At 68.9% G+C, this 14,924-nt stretch carries 16 protein-coding genes and 2 pseudogenes; 5 read left to right on the top strand and 13 right to left on the bottom strand.

Annotation, left to right across the window (positions count from 1 at the left end; translation table 11 throughout):
• Positions 1-145: 145 nt before the first annotated feature.
• The 8 genes and pseudogenes from ACWCPF_RS42680 to ACWCPF_RS42645 all read right to left on the bottom strand — a co-directional run.
• Positions 146-1,261, bottom strand: a pseudogene (locus tag ACWCPF_RS42680) (HTTM domain-containing protein); the annotation flags it as partial.
• On the bottom strand, positions 1,251-2,003 hold the full coding sequence (locus ACWCPF_RS42675; protein WP_451050538.1) for a DUF5819 family protein: 753 nt from the start codon (positions 2,001-2,003) through the stop codon (positions 1,251-1,253). The pseudogene ACWCPF_RS42680 and the gene ACWCPF_RS42675, both read right to left, overlap by 11 nt.
• Before the next feature lie 100 nt (positions 2,004-2,103).
• Entirely contained in the window at positions 2,104-3,168 is a 1,065-nt protein-coding gene (locus ACWCPF_RS42670) for an ice-binding family protein (RefSeq protein ID WP_451050537.1), read from the bottom strand.
• Between the two features lie 18 nt (positions 3,169-3,186).
• Positions 3,187-3,387 carry a hypothetical protein gene (locus ACWCPF_RS42665; RefSeq protein ID WP_451050536.1) on the bottom strand — a complete coding sequence of 67 codons (201 nt, stop codon included), beginning with the start codon at positions 3,385-3,387 and terminating at the stop codon, positions 3,187-3,189.
• 38 nt (positions 3,388-3,425) lie between these two features.
• Positions 3,426-4,115 (bottom strand): hypothetical protein, encoded by a 690-nt coding sequence (locus ACWCPF_RS42660; RefSeq protein WP_451050535.1) that lies wholly within the window; start codon positions 4,113-4,115, stop codon positions 3,426-3,428.
• Positions 4,112-4,483 (bottom strand): STAS domain-containing protein, encoded by a 372-nt coding sequence (locus tag ACWCPF_RS42655; RefSeq protein ID WP_451050534.1) that lies wholly within the window; start codon positions 4,481-4,483, stop codon positions 4,112-4,114. Before ACWCPF_RS42655 ends, ACWCPF_RS42660 begins: the two co-directional genes overlap by 4 nt.
• A gap of 166 nt (positions 4,484-4,649) precedes the next feature.
• The gene (locus ACWCPF_RS42650) at positions 4,650-5,141 is read right to left on the bottom strand and encodes a DUF5994 family protein (protein WP_451050533.1); all 492 of its coding nucleotides are present in this window, start codon (positions 5,139-5,141) and stop codon (positions 4,650-4,652) included.
• 175 nt (positions 5,142-5,316) lie between these two features.
• A complete protein-coding gene (locus ACWCPF_RS42645) occupies positions 5,317-5,952 on the bottom strand; it encodes a DUF5994 family protein (RefSeq protein ID WP_451050532.1) in 636 nt (211 codons plus the stop codon).
• A gap of 822 nt (positions 5,953-6,774) precedes the next feature.
• On the opposite strand from ACWCPF_RS42645, the gene ACWCPF_RS42640 reads away from it, so the two are divergent.
• Positions 6,775-7,038: a hypothetical protein gene (locus ACWCPF_RS42640; RefSeq protein ID WP_451050543.1), complete on the top strand. Its 264-nt coding sequence runs from the start codon at positions 6,775-6,777 to the stop codon at positions 7,036-7,038.
• Between the two features lie 413 nt (positions 7,039-7,451).
• Positions 7,452-8,693, top strand: coding sequence for a PP2C family protein-serine/threonine phosphatase (locus ACWCPF_RS42635; protein ID WP_451050531.1), 1,242 nt, complete (start codon positions 7,452-7,454; stop codon positions 8,691-8,693).
• Here ACWCPF_RS42635 and ACWCPF_RS42630 read toward each other — a convergent pair.
• Positions 8,644-9,024, bottom strand: coding sequence for a hypothetical protein (locus tag ACWCPF_RS42630; RefSeq protein ID WP_451050542.1), 381 nt, complete (start codon positions 9,022-9,024; stop codon positions 8,644-8,646). The genes ACWCPF_RS42635 and ACWCPF_RS42630 overlap by 50 nt on opposite strands.
• A gap of 129 nt (positions 9,025-9,153) precedes the next feature.
• Positions 9,154-10,185, bottom strand: coding sequence for a ketopantoate reductase family protein (locus ACWCPF_RS42625; protein ID WP_451050530.1), 1,032 nt, complete (start codon positions 10,183-10,185; stop codon positions 9,154-9,156).
• Here ACWCPF_RS42625 and ACWCPF_RS42620 point away from each other — a divergent pair.
• The 3 genes from ACWCPF_RS42620 to ACWCPF_RS42610 all read left to right on the top strand — a co-directional run bounded on the left by ACWCPF_RS42620 (position 10,180) and on the right by ACWCPF_RS42610 (position 12,606).
• On the top strand, positions 10,180-10,842 hold the full coding sequence (locus ACWCPF_RS42620) for a TetR/AcrR family transcriptional regulator (RefSeq protein WP_451050529.1): 663 nt from the start codon (positions 10,180-10,182) through the stop codon (positions 10,840-10,842). The two genes, ACWCPF_RS42625 and ACWCPF_RS42620, sit on opposite strands and share 6 nt — an antisense overlap.
• 766 nt (positions 10,843-11,608) lie before the next feature.
• Complete coding sequence (locus tag ACWCPF_RS42615; RefSeq protein WP_451050528.1) at positions 11,609-12,040, top strand: hypothetical protein; 432 nt, start codon at positions 11,609-11,611, stop codon at positions 12,038-12,040.
• On the top strand, positions 12,037-12,606 hold the full coding sequence (locus tag ACWCPF_RS42610) for a class I SAM-dependent methyltransferase (RefSeq protein WP_451050527.1): 570 nt from the start codon (positions 12,037-12,039) through the stop codon (positions 12,604-12,606). The genes ACWCPF_RS42615 and ACWCPF_RS42610 overlap by 4 nt, the downstream gene beginning before the upstream one ends.
• A 59-nt stretch (positions 12,607-12,665) precedes the next feature.
• Here the strand turns inward: ACWCPF_RS42610 and ACWCPF_RS42605 are convergent, their stop codons facing one another.
• The 3 genes and pseudogenes from ACWCPF_RS42605 to ACWCPF_RS42595 all read right to left on the bottom strand — a co-directional run.
• Positions 12,666-12,863 carry an HAD family hydrolase gene (locus ACWCPF_RS42605; RefSeq protein ID WP_451050526.1) on the bottom strand — a complete coding sequence of 66 codons (198 nt, stop codon included), beginning with the start codon at positions 12,861-12,863 and terminating at the stop codon, positions 12,666-12,668.
• A 725-nt stretch (positions 12,864-13,588) separates the two neighbouring features.
• The gene (locus tag ACWCPF_RS42600; protein WP_451050525.1) at positions 13,589-13,966 is read right to left on the bottom strand and encodes a DUF4259 domain-containing protein; all 378 of its coding nucleotides are present in this window, start codon (positions 13,964-13,966) and stop codon (positions 13,589-13,591) included.
• 777 nt (positions 13,967-14,743) lie between these two features.
• A pseudogene (locus ACWCPF_RS42595) lies at positions 14,744-14,908 on the bottom strand (pirin family protein); the annotation flags it as partial.
• Between the last annotated feature and the right edge of the window lie 16 nt (positions 14,909-14,924).

The raw sequence follows: 14,924 nt of genomic DNA, 5'->3' as shown, positions 1-14,924 counted from the left end.
ACAAGGCGTACGCGGTCTCACGCAACCCTGTCTCCTCGCAATCGAACATCGGGGTAACGCTCTGCGACGACTCCCCAAGATCTGTGCCAGAACCCGCAACTCGTGAACAAAGCCCCATTGTGTCTTTCCGATCTGCCGGAAGTGCGACTCGATGCTTGGAGCCGGGTGCGCCGCCGGGCCCGCCTTGCGCAGGTACGGCTCCGGGGCCTGCCGCTGGTCCGGGCGACGGCCTGCTGCTGTCCGTCCGCCGCACGACGCGTCGGCAGAGGCGGGGCAGGAAGGTGTAGAAACGGTCGGGCAGGAACACGGCGTCGGCGACGATCATCGCGCCGGAGAAGAGAGGCAGCCCCATCAGCACGGCGATGCCGATGTGCATGCCCAGCAGCATGACGAGGACTGGGTACTTGAGCCTGCCGAAGAGCACGAACGGGAAGGCCACCTGCAAGAGCACGGTCAGGCAGCCGACGACGGCGACCACGAGCGTGTGCTCGTCGACGAAGGCCGAGATGGGGGGCCAGGGCTGGAACAGTTCGAGGTTCAGGACGTAGTGGAGCGCGGTGCCGCCGCCCCAGAAGGCTCCCTGGACCTTGTACAGGCCGGCTGAACCATAGAGAAAACAGACCTGCGCCGCGATCACGAACATGCCGCAGTTGTGCACCACGGTGATCAAAGTGGTTCGGGCATCGCGGAGTTGCCGCGCGAAGGCAGTGCCGGCCGGTTCCGACGTGCTGCCCGCATGAACCGCCTTCAGCCTGTTTCTGCGTGCGTCCAGGGACCAGCGTCGGCCGCACGCGGTGAGGACGAGGTAGACGGACATCAGCAGGACCAGGTTGTCGCCCCCGTCGGTCATGAAGATCGCCCGGCCGTGGAACGAGGTCACCACGACGGCGAAGAGGACCGACAGGGCACGGGTCCGCCAGCCCAGCATGAACAGTGCGGCTGTGACGAGCGCCAGCACGTAGCAGAGCTCGAAGTAGGCGCGGCTGTCGGACAGGACCAGAACGCTCAACCAGCCCGTCTGCTCGAAGAGCTGGTGTGCCAGGGCGGGCGTCCACGCGGAACCCGGACCCCAGATCTCGTCACGGTGCGGGAACTCGCGCAGCAGAAAGATCAGGTAGAGCAGTCCGTAGCCGATGCGCAGCACCGACGCCGCGTACAGGGACACCGGGCGGCCGGTCAGGAGGTCCCACACGGCGGTGATCCGGTCGGCGAGCCACCGGTCGACGCCGGCGGACGCGGTCCTCTGCGCCTCAGTTTCCATGGCGGGACACCTTCCACCAGGGCAGGAGCCGGTTCTCGACCGGTGTGGGCGGGCGATCGCCGGCGGCGGGGCCGGGCGCGGGGATGGGCAGTGTGACGACGCGGAGCTGGATGAAGTCGAAGGGGCCGTCCTTGCGGGCGGCGGCGCGGTCCGCGGCGATGTTGCGCAGGTACTTCTGCATCATCAGGGCGCGTTCGGTGCGCGCCTTGTCGTCTCCTCCGTGAGAGTCGACGTAGCCGGCCCAGGCGCGGCGCAACATGTTCTGCGCCGTGTGGCTCGGGAACGGATCATGCACGACCGCGGAACGGTCCACAACGGTCAGGTCGAACCAGGGACTCACCTGAACCGATCCGTCGGAACCGGTGTGCGCGGTTCTCGCCAGAATCTGCCGATTGACGGATTCGGGGTCCGGAGCGAAAAGCCGCCAATTCTGTTCGAAGAAGGGGTACACCCATGAATTGATCAGCGGGCTGTATCGCTTGGAGACGGTGTTGGCCGGTGCCACGTGGAGGAACACCAGAATCACGTGGACGACACTCGCCGCCAGGCACAGGACCACGGTGGCGCACAGTCCGGATCTCAGCGCACGTGCACCTCTCGGCAGCTTGGGCGGCGCGGCCGTCGCGTCAGGACTTTCCTGCAGGACCGGACCTGATTCGGAGTGCTGGACTTCCTTCACATCCGCTGAGTCAATTCCGCTCGACACCGCGTACCCTGTCTTTCTCGTTTCAGCTGATCGCACCAGCTTTCCGCGTCGGCTGCCCCCGACGGCGCGCGGCGGACTCGATGAGAGTTCCGCCGCGCGCCGTCATCCGGTGAGCGGGCTGACCACAGTGCGCTGCCTAGCCCTCGTAGTCCTTGGCGTGGTCGTCGCCCTCGTGGCCTTCGTGGCCTTCGTGGCCCTTGGGCACGTCGTCGTAGCCGAAGTTCTCGTCCGACTGCTTGCCGTGGTCGTGCTGGCCCTGGTCGTGCTGGCCCTGGTCGTACTTGCCGTGGTCGGGCTTACCGGGGTGGATGTACTGACCGAGGTCGAGCTTGCCGCCGTGCTCCGGCTTTCCGTTGCCACCGTGGCCCGGTCCGCCCGGTCCGCCCGGCGCATGGCCGTTCCCGCCGGGGCCGTTTCCGCCGGTGGTGTTTCCGGCGCTGTTGCCCGCGGTGTCCCCGCCGGTGGTGTTCCCGGCGGTGTTGCCCGCGTTGTTCCCGGCGGTGTTGCCCACGGTGTTTCCGGACGAGTTGCCGGCGGTGATGCCCGAGGTGCCGCCGGTCCCGACGATGGGCCCGCCCAGGACGCCACCGGTGACGAGGCCACCGCTGACGAGGCCGCCGCCGAGGAGCCCTCCGCTGGTGGTGGTGCCTGCGGTGGTGCCGGTGGTCGTGCCTGTGGTGGTGCCGGTGGTCGTTCCCGTCGTCGTTCCACCAGTGGTGGAGGCCGCGCACCCGCCGAGGAAGATCCGGTTGTTGTTGAGGGTCACAGACCCTACCTGGGCCAGCAACCGGCCCTCGACGTTCGTTCCCTGGTTCACGGTGATCGAGTTCTCGGCCATGAGGGTGCCCACGAAGGCGGTGGTGACGCCGAGCGAGGCGTCTTCGCCGATCTGCCAGAACACGTTGCACGCCGAAGCGCCGTTGGTGAGGAGAATCCGGCTGGAGGTTGCCGTCGTCAGGGACTCAGGAATCTGGAACACCCAGACCGCGTCGGAGCTGCCCTGACCGTCCAGGACCAGGTCGCCGGTGATGCCGACACCGGCTGTGGCGTGGTAAACGCCGGGAAGCAGCGCCGGGCCACCGCCGATTCCCGCCGGAAGCGCGAAGTCCACGGCCTGGCCGGCGGCGTTGTTGTACGCGACGAGAAGGTCGGCCTTGGCCTGGAGGGCCGCGGCGTCCGCAGCGTGGATGGCACCTCCCACCAGGCCGGGGGGGGGGAATCAGGTGATGGCCGGATTCGGGTGCGTCCCGAGGTCGTGGGCGAGCACCGAGTTGCCGGTGTTGGTGACTCCCTGACCCGCCAGAACGGAGTAACTGGCGGTTGTGCCCAGAGGCACGGGCAATGCGATCGCCGACGCCGCATGCGGCGTCAGGAAGACCATCGCAGCGGAAACCGTCGCCGCGAGGGCGGCGGCCAGCATGCCGGACAGCGTGCGGCGGTCAGTTGCTTGAGGGATCTTCAGCTTGGCCGCTGGGTCCGGTTCTCGTGGGCGAGCCCGTCCGCGTGGGTGGCCGTCCGCGGCCCGAGCCCGAGCGGAAGGACCAGGGCGCGTAGCACCATGGGGTCCGACGGCCGGAGAAGCTGCTGGTCCGGCGGCCGACGAACCAGCCCGATGTCCTGCCAGCCCCACGACAGGAAGGCGTTGCAGAGCGCCGAGTCGGCTTGTTCCACCAACGTCGCTCCGAGTGAGGCGTGATGCTCGGCGAGCAGGCGTTGCTGAAGACGGCGGGCGAGGCCCTGGTCGTCGGTGTGCGGGTGTACCAGGGTCTCGGTGATCGCGAAGACGTGACCGGACGCCGTCAGCTGTTCGACGCTCCGCGGAAGGGGCCCGTCGAACCCACGCCACCAGGTCCCCTCGCGCCGTACCGGGAATCCGTAAGCACACCCGGCGAAAGCGGTGCTCTCCGCGATCAGCAGGGCGAAGCCGGGCCGCCGGATGGCACCGGTCAGCCGTCGCAGAAACGCCTCCCGGCCCCGGTACCCCTCGCCGGGCTGCGCCTGGGAGGACTCCACGTACAGATCGGCCAGGTCCTCCTTGAGGGTCTCGGCCTGCCATCGGTTCAGCCGGCGCAGGCGTAACGCGTCCCTGGGCGACGGTGTGCTTCGGTCACCGTGCGGCGGCTGCTCCCGCCCGGGCGGGGCCGTCACGGCGTACCGCCCGCGGCAACGGGAATCCGACGCGGTCGCGCGCCGGCGGCCGGGAACGAGTGGAGCAGGAATCCGGAGCCGGTGATCTCGATGACGCGGGCCATGCTCTGCGACGGGTGGAGCAGTCGCAAGGTCCCGCCCGCATCCGTGGCCAGCCGGGATGCCATGAGGAAGGCGTTGAGTCCGCTGACGTCGCAGAAGGTGACCGCCGTGACGTCGACATCGGTCCTGCGCATGCCGTCGTACAGGCACTCGGCCAGCGCGTCGCGCACCAGCGGTGCCGTATCCAGATCGATCTCTCCCGCGAGGGTGATCAGAGCGCGGGTACCGCGTTCGTGCCGGTAGACGTTCAGTTGTGGAAGGGCCATGGCTCCTCTGTCCGGACGCGTGAGGCTGTGGGCATGGGTGTGGGTGTGCGCGGTGACGGACGGGATGAACTTCGGGTCCGGCGAACCGAGTTCCTGCCCTCGGTTCCTGAACGCGGTGCCTGAAAGCTTCTCCGGCACTGGAGTGCGCGCTGAGCGACCCGATGGGCTACCAGCCGGGAGCACCGGGCAGTACGCGCGTCCGGTCGGTGGGGGTGACGCCGGTGGCCGCGAGAATCCGTTCGGCCGAGGCGTCGTTGTCGTCCCGTACGGCCATGGCCATCGCGGCGCGAGCGAGCGAGGGAGTCGTCTGCGGAGGGATCACCAGGAACATGAAGTGGTCCTGGTCGCCCCGAGTGACGATCATGGTGTCGTCAGCGACGGCCGACCAGTCGATACGGACCCAACGCCCGTCGACGACCAGATGGCCCGGCCTCTCGTCCCAGGCTCCAGCGTCGAGGCCGACCCGGGCGAGAGGACCCAGCCGGGCGGTCAACGCGGCGAGCAGTCCGGACAGTTGGGTCTCCAGGTCGCGTGACCTCGGCCACCACGCGCCGTCGAACGTTCCCGTGCGCTTGGACGTCGTCTCCATCCGCAGGACCGCTGTGCCGGGGAGGATCGGCTCCGTGCTGGTGTCCGCCAGAAGCCTGAGGGGGATCACGAGGACTCACCCCGCTCCCTTGCAGGTGTCGCGTCCTCGCCAGGTCGCCCAGGAGCGACTGTGGTGGAAGGTGGCGATGCGATCGCGTGCTGCCGGTTGGCCAGGTGGATGAGGAGGACACCCATAGCGATCATCGCCATGACCACGACCACGGTCACGAAGGTCTCCATCGTCCTCACATCCCCATCGGCCGATTCGGGGTCGCGACAGGTGCAGCGGCTCGATCTCCGCCATCGGCCATGACCGCCGGGATCCGTGGACGTGCGGCCGGATCGCGGGCCTCATGCCCTCCCTCGGAGTCCCAGACCGCTTCCCCGGCCCGGTCGGTTTCCGTCGCCGTCCGCAGGCGGGCGGCCTGCTCCATCAGCCGGCTCGCGGTCGACGTGCCCAGAGGGTCGCTCGCGGCGGACATCAGCCAGGCGGCCGTGGCCGGGTCCGTCCGCGGCGGGACCACCAGGAGGTCCCAGCGGCCCATGCGATAGGAGAGCAGCAGCAGTTCGTGCGGGTCCTGTTCGGCCAGGAACCAGCCCACGTTCACCACATGCCCGGCGACGGGCACCTTGCGCGGGATGGCCGGCCAGTGGGTGGGATTCACCGTGACCCGGGTGATCCGCCCCCACAACGGCTCCAACGCGGCGGTCAGGGTGGGGAGTTCCGCTCCGAGATCGCGGGAGCGGGGCCACCATGCGCCGTCCAGGAGAGCCGGCGCGGCGCCGGCAGGGGCCAGCGACAGGCGGAGAGGGGGAGAAGTGGGCGAAGACGACGCGTGCCGGTCTTCGAGTGTCGGCGAGAGGGAAATGGTCGCAGTCATGACGCGAACCCTGCCCCGGGGCGACCACGGTCGGCCCGGCCTATTCGATCGCCGAAAACGACACGAGCGTGATAGCCGGTGCGCGAAATATCCTCGGTGCTTTCAGCGTACTCCTCGGCCAAGCAGTACGGGCCGCCGTCCGTCGGCGGGCGAACCGCCCCCTTGCGCTCCTCCTCCGGAGTGGCACGATCCCAAGGCGCTTCCGGAGAAGGTGAGTGATCACCAAGCCGGAGGCACACGGCGCCCGGTAACGAGGTCGAAGTCCCCCGCATGGTGGCCCGGACGGCGCGTTGCCGGGGAGAACGGCTGGTCACACGCCCCACTCACAGGGGCCTTCGAGCGGAGTAAGGTCGAAATACCGGGAGCACTTCGCACACCAGATCAGATCTGGTGCCGTTCCCGGCGAGCGACAGGACCGGAACGTCGAAGACGATCCCGGGGACAGGTTCGCGCCATGACCACGACCAGAAGAGGTACAGCCCTCAGCGCACACGGCATCCCTAGTGCGCTTCGCCCGAGGGAGGTAATGACGTGGAGACCGTCGTCACCGCGGTACTGATCATCGCCGTGATCGCCCTGGGGATCGGCCTGATTCATCAGCTCAACGCGCAGCACGACGTACGGATCGCGGCCTACCGCTACGGCGAAGCGCTGCCGGGAATCGGCCGTCTGCGGGCGAAGAAGAACCGACGAGCGGCAAGGCTTTCCGTATCGCCCGTTGTCGCATCGCCTGCTGTCGACGAAGCCGAGCCGGGCGGTGCCACGGATGATTCGGCCCGTTCCCCGGCGGAAGCAGTGGGCAGGCCGGGACGGCGTCACCCGGTGGAACCACAGGAGCCGCTCTCTGCCGGGAACGTCGACGTGCGCCTCGTCGCCTCGTCCCCCGAGGCCGCCCGCCAGGTCGCGGAGGTTCTCCGTCGCTGCTTCGCCTCGTCCGAGCAGCGCAGCTATCCCGTCGGCACGGTGGCCGGCGGAACCCGCCTCCACCTCACGGTGGACACCGCCCGGGCAGCAGAGCCTGCGCGCTCCTGGCTGGTCACCAGTCGGCCCTCCGGAAACAGCCGTACGCAGACGGACGAGATCTGAGGCACGACAAACACGAAACACCTGATGCCCGAAATGTCTACCAGGCATAGCATGAAGGCGGGTCGGCACACTCTCACGTGCGACCGGCCCGGAAGGGCGGCCCCGGTGTGTATACGCCGGGGTCGTTGGAGCACCGGTCCGATAAGCCGTGAACGCCCGCCGGTCGGCAGCGTCGTCCACGCTGATCGCCGTTGCCTGCCGGGTGGATCCGAGAGGGGCGGTGTGCGTTGCGTCAGGGCACGGCGTCCAAAAACGTGGCCGGGGTGCTGGAAGCGCCGGACCCTTCCGGCCTGCACCGCGCGCACCGGTTGCGGTGCGACGAGGCCGGGGGCCCGGCCTCCTGGTGAACGCCGTGTGGACGCTGCCACCCCGAGGAGTTCCCCATACCCCGGGACGAAGGGAAGCTCACAGCGATGACGGACGGTGGGCGGAAGCCGGACCGGGTCGGGGTGGACCGGTCGGAGGGATTCGGCGAACGACTGCTGGGTGTGCTGCTGGACCGGGCCCACGAGATGCCGCCGCAGTTGATCGCCCCGCTCGTCGCGGAAGAGGTGGCCAGGGTCGGGGGCCGGGACGTCTCCATCCTCCTACAGGACTACGAACAGGTGCTTCTGGTGCCGCTGCCGGGCCGGAGGCTGAAGGTCGGCGGCCCCGAGCCGGTCGAGGACTCCCCGGCCGGCGAGGCGTTTCTGAGCCGCAGAACGGTGGAGGTGGCGGAGAACGGCAGTGTGCGGATGTACCTGCCGCTGCTGGACGGCAGCGACCAGATCGGGGTGATGGCCGTCACCCTGGACAGCGTCGACGACGACGACCGGCGGTTGCTGCGCAGACTCGCCGGTCTGGTCGCGGACATGATCGTCACCAAGGACTCCTACACCGACCAGTTCTTCCAGGCCCGCCGCAGTTCCCCGATGAGTGTGGCCGCGGAGATCCAGTGGTCGTTGCTGCCCCCGCTGTCGATGACCGTTCCGCAGGTCGAGGTGGCCGGAATCCTTGAGCCCGCCTACGACGTGGCCGGCGACAGCTTCGACTACGCCCTCAACGGCGACATCCTGCACGTGGCCATGCTCGACGCGATGGGGCACGGGCTGGACGCGGCGACCATGGCGACGGTGGCCGTCGGCGCCTATCGCCACACGCGACGGGCCCATACGGATCTGTCCCAGGTGTACGCGTTCATGGACCGGGCCATCAACGAGCAGTTCGGCCAGGACCACTTCGTCACCGCGCAGATGATGGTCCTGGACGTCACCACAGGCCGGCTGCAGTGGGTCAACGCCGGCCACCCGGCTCCGCTCCTGATCCGTGACCGCGCAGTGGTGGACCGGCTGGCGAGCCCGACCACGTTGCCGGTCGGCTTCGGCGGTGAGGAACCTGTGGTCAGCGAGCGGATGCTGCAACCCGGGGACCGGTTGCTGTGCTTCACCGACGGCCTGACCGAGGAGCACCAGACCGGCGGGACACAGTTCGGTGAGGAGCAACTCATCGAATGGACCAACCGGATCCTCCGCGAGCGCACCCAGGTACGGGCGGTGGTACGCGCCCTCTCCCACGCCCTGAAAAGGGAACGCGGCGGCACCACGACCGACGACGCGACCATATTCCTCATCGAGTGGCGAGGCGGCGACGCCGATCACCTCGCCACCCTCGGCTGAGCCCGCCGACGACGCACCGGCTCCCTCGCTGAAGCCTGCCGCCGACCTGTGGTTTCGTGCCCAAAGTTCGCATATCTCGCTCGCTACGACCCCCGCTCGCACGGCCGAGTGGGGGCCGCCGTCGGCTCGGAGCGCTCCCTCGTGGCGCCGAGCCGATGGAGGAATCGAGGGCGTGGCCGTCGCGGCGCACCGACCGGACGGCGGGAACCCGATGTGACGCCATCCGCTCGAAGTCACCCGCTCCGTCCGGGACGCCGTAGCCCATGCAGCCCCGGGCGTAGGCGGGGGTCTGCAACAGATCGGGCACCATCATGGGCGCGTGAGTGTGCAGGGAAGCCGCATAAGAACGAGGGAGACCCGCTGTCCGTAGGGGCCGAAGACGTCGGCCTCGAAGGGGGCTTGCTCATCTGTGCAGGCACGCTCCCCTTCAAGCAGCCGTGGGGTGCGACCCGGCACCCCTCTACGAGGCGCTCTCGCCCGACTCATGCGCCTCGATCCGCCTCAGCAGTTCTGCCAGCGCGGTCATGGACCTGCCCTGGCGCTGCCCCTCGGCCAGTGAGTCGCGCAGAGACTGTACGTCCTGGGCGCGGACCTTCCCGCCGTGGTGGAAACGGTTGAACGCCTGGTAGTCCAGGGGGAGCATCTCCCGCTCGGTCGTGGTGTGTATCCTCCTCGTCATCCCTGGCCCTATGACGGCACCCATCAGCCGCCCGCGCCAGCCGTTCGCAGGCAGTGTGGCCAGCTCGCGCTGGGCGCGGCAAGCAAGGTTCCAGAGTTCCTTGTCCTGGGCCACGGAGGTGAAGTCCGCCCAGTCGGCGAGCTCGCACGCGGCGTACACGGGGAAGCCGATCGTCGCGTAGATCGCGGTCATCTTCGGACTGAAGCCGGCGCAGCGTGAGAGGCCGGAGCGGTTGTGCAGCGCAACGAAGTCTTTGGACGCGGGTGTTCCGGTCTGCAGACGGAAGCCGGTCTTGCTCTTCGGGTGTCTGTAGCTGACCACTGAACGGGCCAGCAGGTCGGCGTCGGTGGGCGGATGCACGGGCAGATTCGCGGACGACTGGTGGCTGAGCATGCCGAGGAACCCCAGCAGCAGCCGTTCCCCGGGCAGCTGCAACGTGTCCAGGTAGTGCTCGCGGATGCCCTGGCCGAAGGCGCTCATCACCACCGTGGCCGCCGTGGGACGGACCGCGTCTCCCAGGGCGCGGAGCATCGCGACCCCCTCCGGGGTTCGGCTGGCCTGGCCGTCGAGGGTGACCAGGACGAAATCGAAGACGCGACCGGCCAGTTCGGCCGGATCCTCCACCACGCTGTAGTCCTCGAAGGTCTTCAGCGAAGCGTCGTCGTAGCAATACAGGTACTGCGGCGCCGCGAGTGAGTCCCGGCGGCCGGAGCGTACGAGGAAGGTGACGTCGGCGCCGGCCAACGTGAGGTGGTAGCCGACAGGTAGTCCCGTCGCTCCGGCCCCGACGATCAATATCGCGGGCTTGTGCATACAGACGCGGCCCGCAATGCCCAGAAGATCGCGCACGCCGCCCGCGAGGTGTTCGCCGCGGCCGGTCCCGACGCGCCGCTGGAGGCCGTGGCCCGAAATGCCGGAGTCGGCATCGCCACTCTCTACCGTCACTTCCCCACGAAGGAAGACCTGCTCAAGGCGGCACTCCGGCAGAGTGTCGCCGAGCAGCTCCAGCCCGCCATCGAACTGGCCCTCGCCAACGGCAACCCCCGGGACGGCCTGGAAATCTTCCTGCGGGCCACCCTGTCCATGGTGGCCCGCGAACGCCACATCCTGACCGCCGCCGACCGATCCGGCGCCCTGACGGCCGAGATCACGGAGCCGTACCTCGAGTCCTTGACGCTCTTGACCCGCACAGCGCAGGACGCGGGTCTGGTCCGCGCCGATGTCGTCCCCGACGACATGCACAAGCTGATGAGCATGCTCATGAGCTTGTTCTGGACCACGCCCTCCGAAGACGAGGACTGGTCCCGCTACGTCACGCTCCTGCTCGACTCCCTCTCGCCGCTCGGAGCGACCCCCCTCCCACCCGCAGGCCCTCGGCGGCCTTGCGGCGAGAGGGCGGGCGGGCAGACGAATTTCGCCAGGTTCACGGCACCCGAGGCGTCCACGAACGAACAGCCCGCCCCCGAGTAGGCCACCTGATCCGCCGAAGCAGCGGGCACGTCGGCCGCGCCGCAGTAAGCCTTGCGGCTGCATCGATGACTCGGCGGCGCCGTTCACGATGCCGTCAGTGTTGACCGCGATCCATCGGGGAGCGGGAGCAGAGCCGCTGGAGCGCCCAGTGCCGGCTCGAACAACCGCTCTACCGCAGCGAGGGTCAGCACTGGGGTGCGCTGAAGCTCGGGGCGATACGGCCCCCGACCGGCGTACGCTCACATCGGGCGGTGCCGTGTCGACTCCCAGCTCTCAGCACTTCATACGGTGAACGGTGCCGACTGGAGTGCTCGGTACGGTCGCTGGCCGCTTTCAAGAGGGCGAGTTCGGCGGCGAGTTCGCCGACCAGGCGACCGCCCATACCGACACCGCTTCCGAACGTACCTGCGAGCCTGCGGCAACCTCGACGGCCTCCGCCTCCGCGGCGACGGGCTGCGAACCTGGATGCAGAGCAGCTGCGACACCTGCCGCACCCTCCCTGCAAAACACCGCGCCAGCGGGCAGCCCAGAAATCAGCCGCCTGGGCGCCTCCCGCCCGTAAGTTCTCCTCGGCCACCGAGTTCGGCAAGGCGTGATGTCCGTCACGCCTGCGGCGGGGAATCGGACACGGCGGCCCGTCGCAGCGCGACACGCGCCAGAGACTCGGCCCCGGCCCAAAGAGACACGACCTGCGAGGGACACGGCCTCTGCGGAAACAAACCTGCTGCGCGAACTGCACTGGAGCCCGACCGCCCTCGGCATCGTCATGGGTGCCGGCGGAATCGGCGGCATCCTCGGCGCCCTCGTCTGGCAGCCCCTGGAACGACGCTGGGGCTCGGGCTTGGTGATGCTCGGCACCCTCGCTCTCAGCCCACTCGCCCAGATTCCGCTGGTCCTCGCCGGTCCCGGGCTCGGCGGGCAGATCGCCATCGGCGCCGGCATGGTCATCCAAACCGGCGCCGCCGTGTGCCATGGCGGACGCCAGCGTGCCGTCCGCCAGGAACTTGCCCCGGACCATCTCCAAGGACGGGCCCAGGCCACCGGAGCCTGGCTCGCCTTCAGCCTGCGCCGCACCCTCATGCTCATCACCGCGGCTCTGGTCGTCCCGTTCCTCGTGCTGTGGAGCTCGCCCGTCCGCGCTCTCGGCCCCGCCGCCCCGATCTTGCTGACCCCGACCGAGGAGCCCGCCAACCCATGACGATCACCAGCCCGGCCGAATACTGGGACCCACTCTGGGCATCGGGACGCCGCTACCGCGGACTCGGTCCCGAGGAACAGCAGCTGACCCGCCGCTTCCTCGGCGCCGGCCGCGGCCGGCCTGCCCTCGACATCGGCTGCGGCGACGGGGCTCTCGCCCGGTACCTGCACGCCGACCTGGGATACCGCACCACAGCGATCGACTGCTCCGCCGCCGCCCTGAAGATCGCCCAGGCCGCCCCGAACGCGAACGACGGCCCGCTCTTCCAGCAGCTGGACATCGAGGCCGACGACGCCGGCGTGCTCCCCGACGCCGGCTACGCCCTCATCACCTGCCGCCTGGCGTTCGCCTTCATCAAGGACAAGCCCGCCTTCCTCGACCGCATTCGCTGCCTCCTCCCGCCCGGCGGAACCCTCTGGCTGGTGACCCCTCTTGCTGAACGCCTCCCGGACGAACGGAAATCGATCGGAATCACCTCCCAGCAGGCAGAATTACTGACCGCGCCCTGGTCGTCGGTCCGAAGCGAAGACCTGGACTCGATGCGCTGCTACGCCCTGCGCCCCTGACCCGTCACGGCCCCGATCCTGACCTCGACGAGGCCCTCCGGTGGCAGGGGCAGACCGGCTCAGGCCGCTGCTGCGCGCAGGCGGCCCAACAGGCCTTCCGTATCCGTCAGATCCGGAACGACGAAGTCGGCGCCAGCGGCACGGAGTTCCGCCACCGAGTGGATGCCCGAGGTGACAGCGATGCAGCGTGCCCCCGTGTCATGCGGGGCCCGCACGTCGCGAGGCGTGTCACCGATCAGCACGGTCGGCGTCATCATCGCGACGGCATAGGCGGCGTGAATCCGGGCCCGGGCGGCATCGCCGAGACGGGCCCGGTCCTCGCTGTCCTCGCCGCGGGAGGTCGACTACGGCGAGTGGAAGGCCACCGTGGCCGACATCAGCCGGGACCTGGACCTGCTGAAGGTCCCGCACCCCACCGTGACGGCTTTCCGTTCCCGCTCGCCACCTCCGGCAGCAAGGTCATGCGCGAGGCCGAGGAGGTCCGCATCCTGCGCAAGGACCTGACCACCTGCTGCCGTGGATGCCCTCGATGGAGCAGACCGTCGCCGACATCTCTGAGGACGCCCAGCACGGGGACTCCATGGTGTTCCAGCCCCGGGCCGACGGCATGGTCGCTCAAAGACGAGACCCGGGTGCCGTTCGACGTCCGCCTGCCCGAGCGGCCCAAGACTCGGCGACCGGTGTGGCAGTGTGGCAACGACGGCGTGGACGAGGTGGAGCAGCTGGCCGCGCTCCCCGGAAAGCCGTCGTGAGCACCGTCGAGCCGGGGACGGACAGACTGCTGGTCGCGGAACTGGTGGGACTGCTCAACGAGCCGAGCACGACAACGAGGGCGGAAGAACCTGGGGTCAGTAAGCGGCGGTCCGGATGCGCATTCGTTCTGGCGAGCGGACCGGGGGTCGTCCAGGCCTCCGCACCGGCTGGTGGAGCGGAGGTGCCGATCGTTCTGCCCGCTGTGTGAGCGTTCGTTCGGGGACAGTCCTCAGCCCAAGCCCTCCTTCCTCCTGAGCTCTGCCACATCGTCGAAAGTACGGATCAGTACTGCGCGTCGCTCGTCCTTGTAGCCCGATGAGGGCGTCAAGTTGTCGATGTAGCCCTCCCACACCGCCATGTACGTCTTCTTCCACCCCTCGACCACCTCGGCCTCGGGCAGCGACGCCCCCACGTAGCCCTGCCGCGCCAGAAGGCTCAGCAGCTCCAGGTTGGCCGGCACCGCAACTCCCCAGTACTCGTCGGGCTCGATCGCGACCAGGTCGCCGGCCATCGCGTCTGCCACTTCAGTGATGAGCCGGTCCGTGAGGAACGACAGGTGGTCTGCGGCCGTGTCGTTGTCGAAGTTCCCGGTTCCCCAGTTGCCCATGGGCCTCCTCTGCTGGTTCGGGTCGGTACGCAAGAGTTGTATCAGCGCGTACCGACAACCGGGCCGCACGGAGTTGCGGCGGGCCGGCATGCCCCGAACGACATGGACAGGGCTCATGCGTCAGACCCGGTAGTCGCCCGTCGGCCATCGTCCCGCAGCCTGGCCTGCCCGGATCACGGCCACCCCCGGTGCCGGTACTCCTCAAAGACCGTCACAGCCGAATGGGAGTCCCGGGAACGGCCTGTCCGAACCGCTCCCGGCTACGTGCCTTACCTGTCGGCACGATTGATCACGCCAAGGAGTCACCTACAGCGACCCCTCAGGTTCCCGTTCCCGTCCTGCAGCCGGTGGGGCTCGGCGAACAGCCTGCCCCGGGCCAGAGCTCGCCTCGCTGTCGACCCAGCGGAACAGGCCACGCTCACCGAAGTCCTCGGCGGCTGCCCAGACACCGTCATCGAGGTCACCCGAGCCCGCTGAGCCCCTGATGGGAGAGGCCCCGGCCAGCATGTCGCGACCGTCGACCAGGAGGAGGTCGCTGCCGACGGTAGCGGTCCGCAGGCATACGAGGAGCATGAGACACGGGGCGGTGGGCCGTAGTGCGCGGGCGGTCGGTCCCGGAGTTGAGCACAGCTGGCCATCTGAGCCGGACACTTGAGCCGGCGACAGGTAGCCGCCCTGGCGTAAGCCGACTACGTTTGTCTGGTTCCCACAAGCACCCGAGCGACCGTGCTCCGGCGACTCCGGGATCTCTGGTGCGGAAGTCCGACTTCTTGCAGGTCAGCGCACCCTGCCCCGTGGTTTCAGCGGGACCGGGGGCAGGGTCGGTGCGGGGAGCGGGGCGCCGTCGTAGCCCTTTACCTCGCCGAAGCGGGTGCCGGTCATCCAGTCCTCGCGGGCCTGTTCGATCTCGGCCTGGGTGCGGCCGACGAAGTTCCAGAACATATCGAACTTCGTTGCT

This window comes from Streptomyces sp. NPDC001858 (assembly GCF_053594615.1).
This window is presented reverse-complemented; position numbering and strand designations above follow the sequence as displayed.

Bases quoted from the DNA above. Each gene is read 5' to 3' on its own strand.
- ACWCPF_RS42665 (WP_451050536.1), bottom strand. From the start codon at position 3,387: ATGCTGGCCGCCGCCCTCGCGGCGACGGTTTCCGCTGCGATGGTCTTC.
- ACWCPF_RS42655 (WP_451050534.1), bottom strand. From the start codon at position 4,483: ATGGCCCTTCCACAACTGAACGTCTACCGGCACGAACGCGGTACCCGC.
- ACWCPF_RS42645 (WP_451050532.1), bottom strand. From the start codon at position 5,952: ATGACTGCGACCATTTCCCTCTCGCCGACACTCGAAGACCGGCACGCG.
- ACWCPF_RS42635 (WP_451050531.1), top strand. From the start codon at position 7,452: ATGACGGACGGTGGGCGGAAGCCGGACCGGGTCGGGGTGGACCGGTCG.
- ACWCPF_RS42625 (WP_451050530.1), bottom strand. From the start codon at position 10,185: ATGCACAAGCCCGCGATATTGATCGTCGGGGCCGGAGCGACGGGACTA.
- ACWCPF_RS42615 (WP_451050528.1), top strand. From the start codon at position 11,609: ATGGGTGCCGGCGGAATCGGCGGCATCCTCGGCGCCCTCGTCTGGCAG.
- ACWCPF_RS42610 (WP_451050527.1), top strand. From the start codon at position 12,037: ATGACGATCACCAGCCCGGCCGAATACTGGGACCCACTCTGGGCATCG.
- ACWCPF_RS42605 (WP_451050526.1), bottom strand. From the start codon at position 12,863: ATGATGACGCCGACCGTGCTGATCGGTGACACGCCTCGCGACGTGCGG.
- ACWCPF_RS42600 (WP_451050525.1), bottom strand. From the start codon at position 13,966: ATGGGCAACTGGGGAACCGGGAACTTCGACAACGACACGGCCGCAGAC.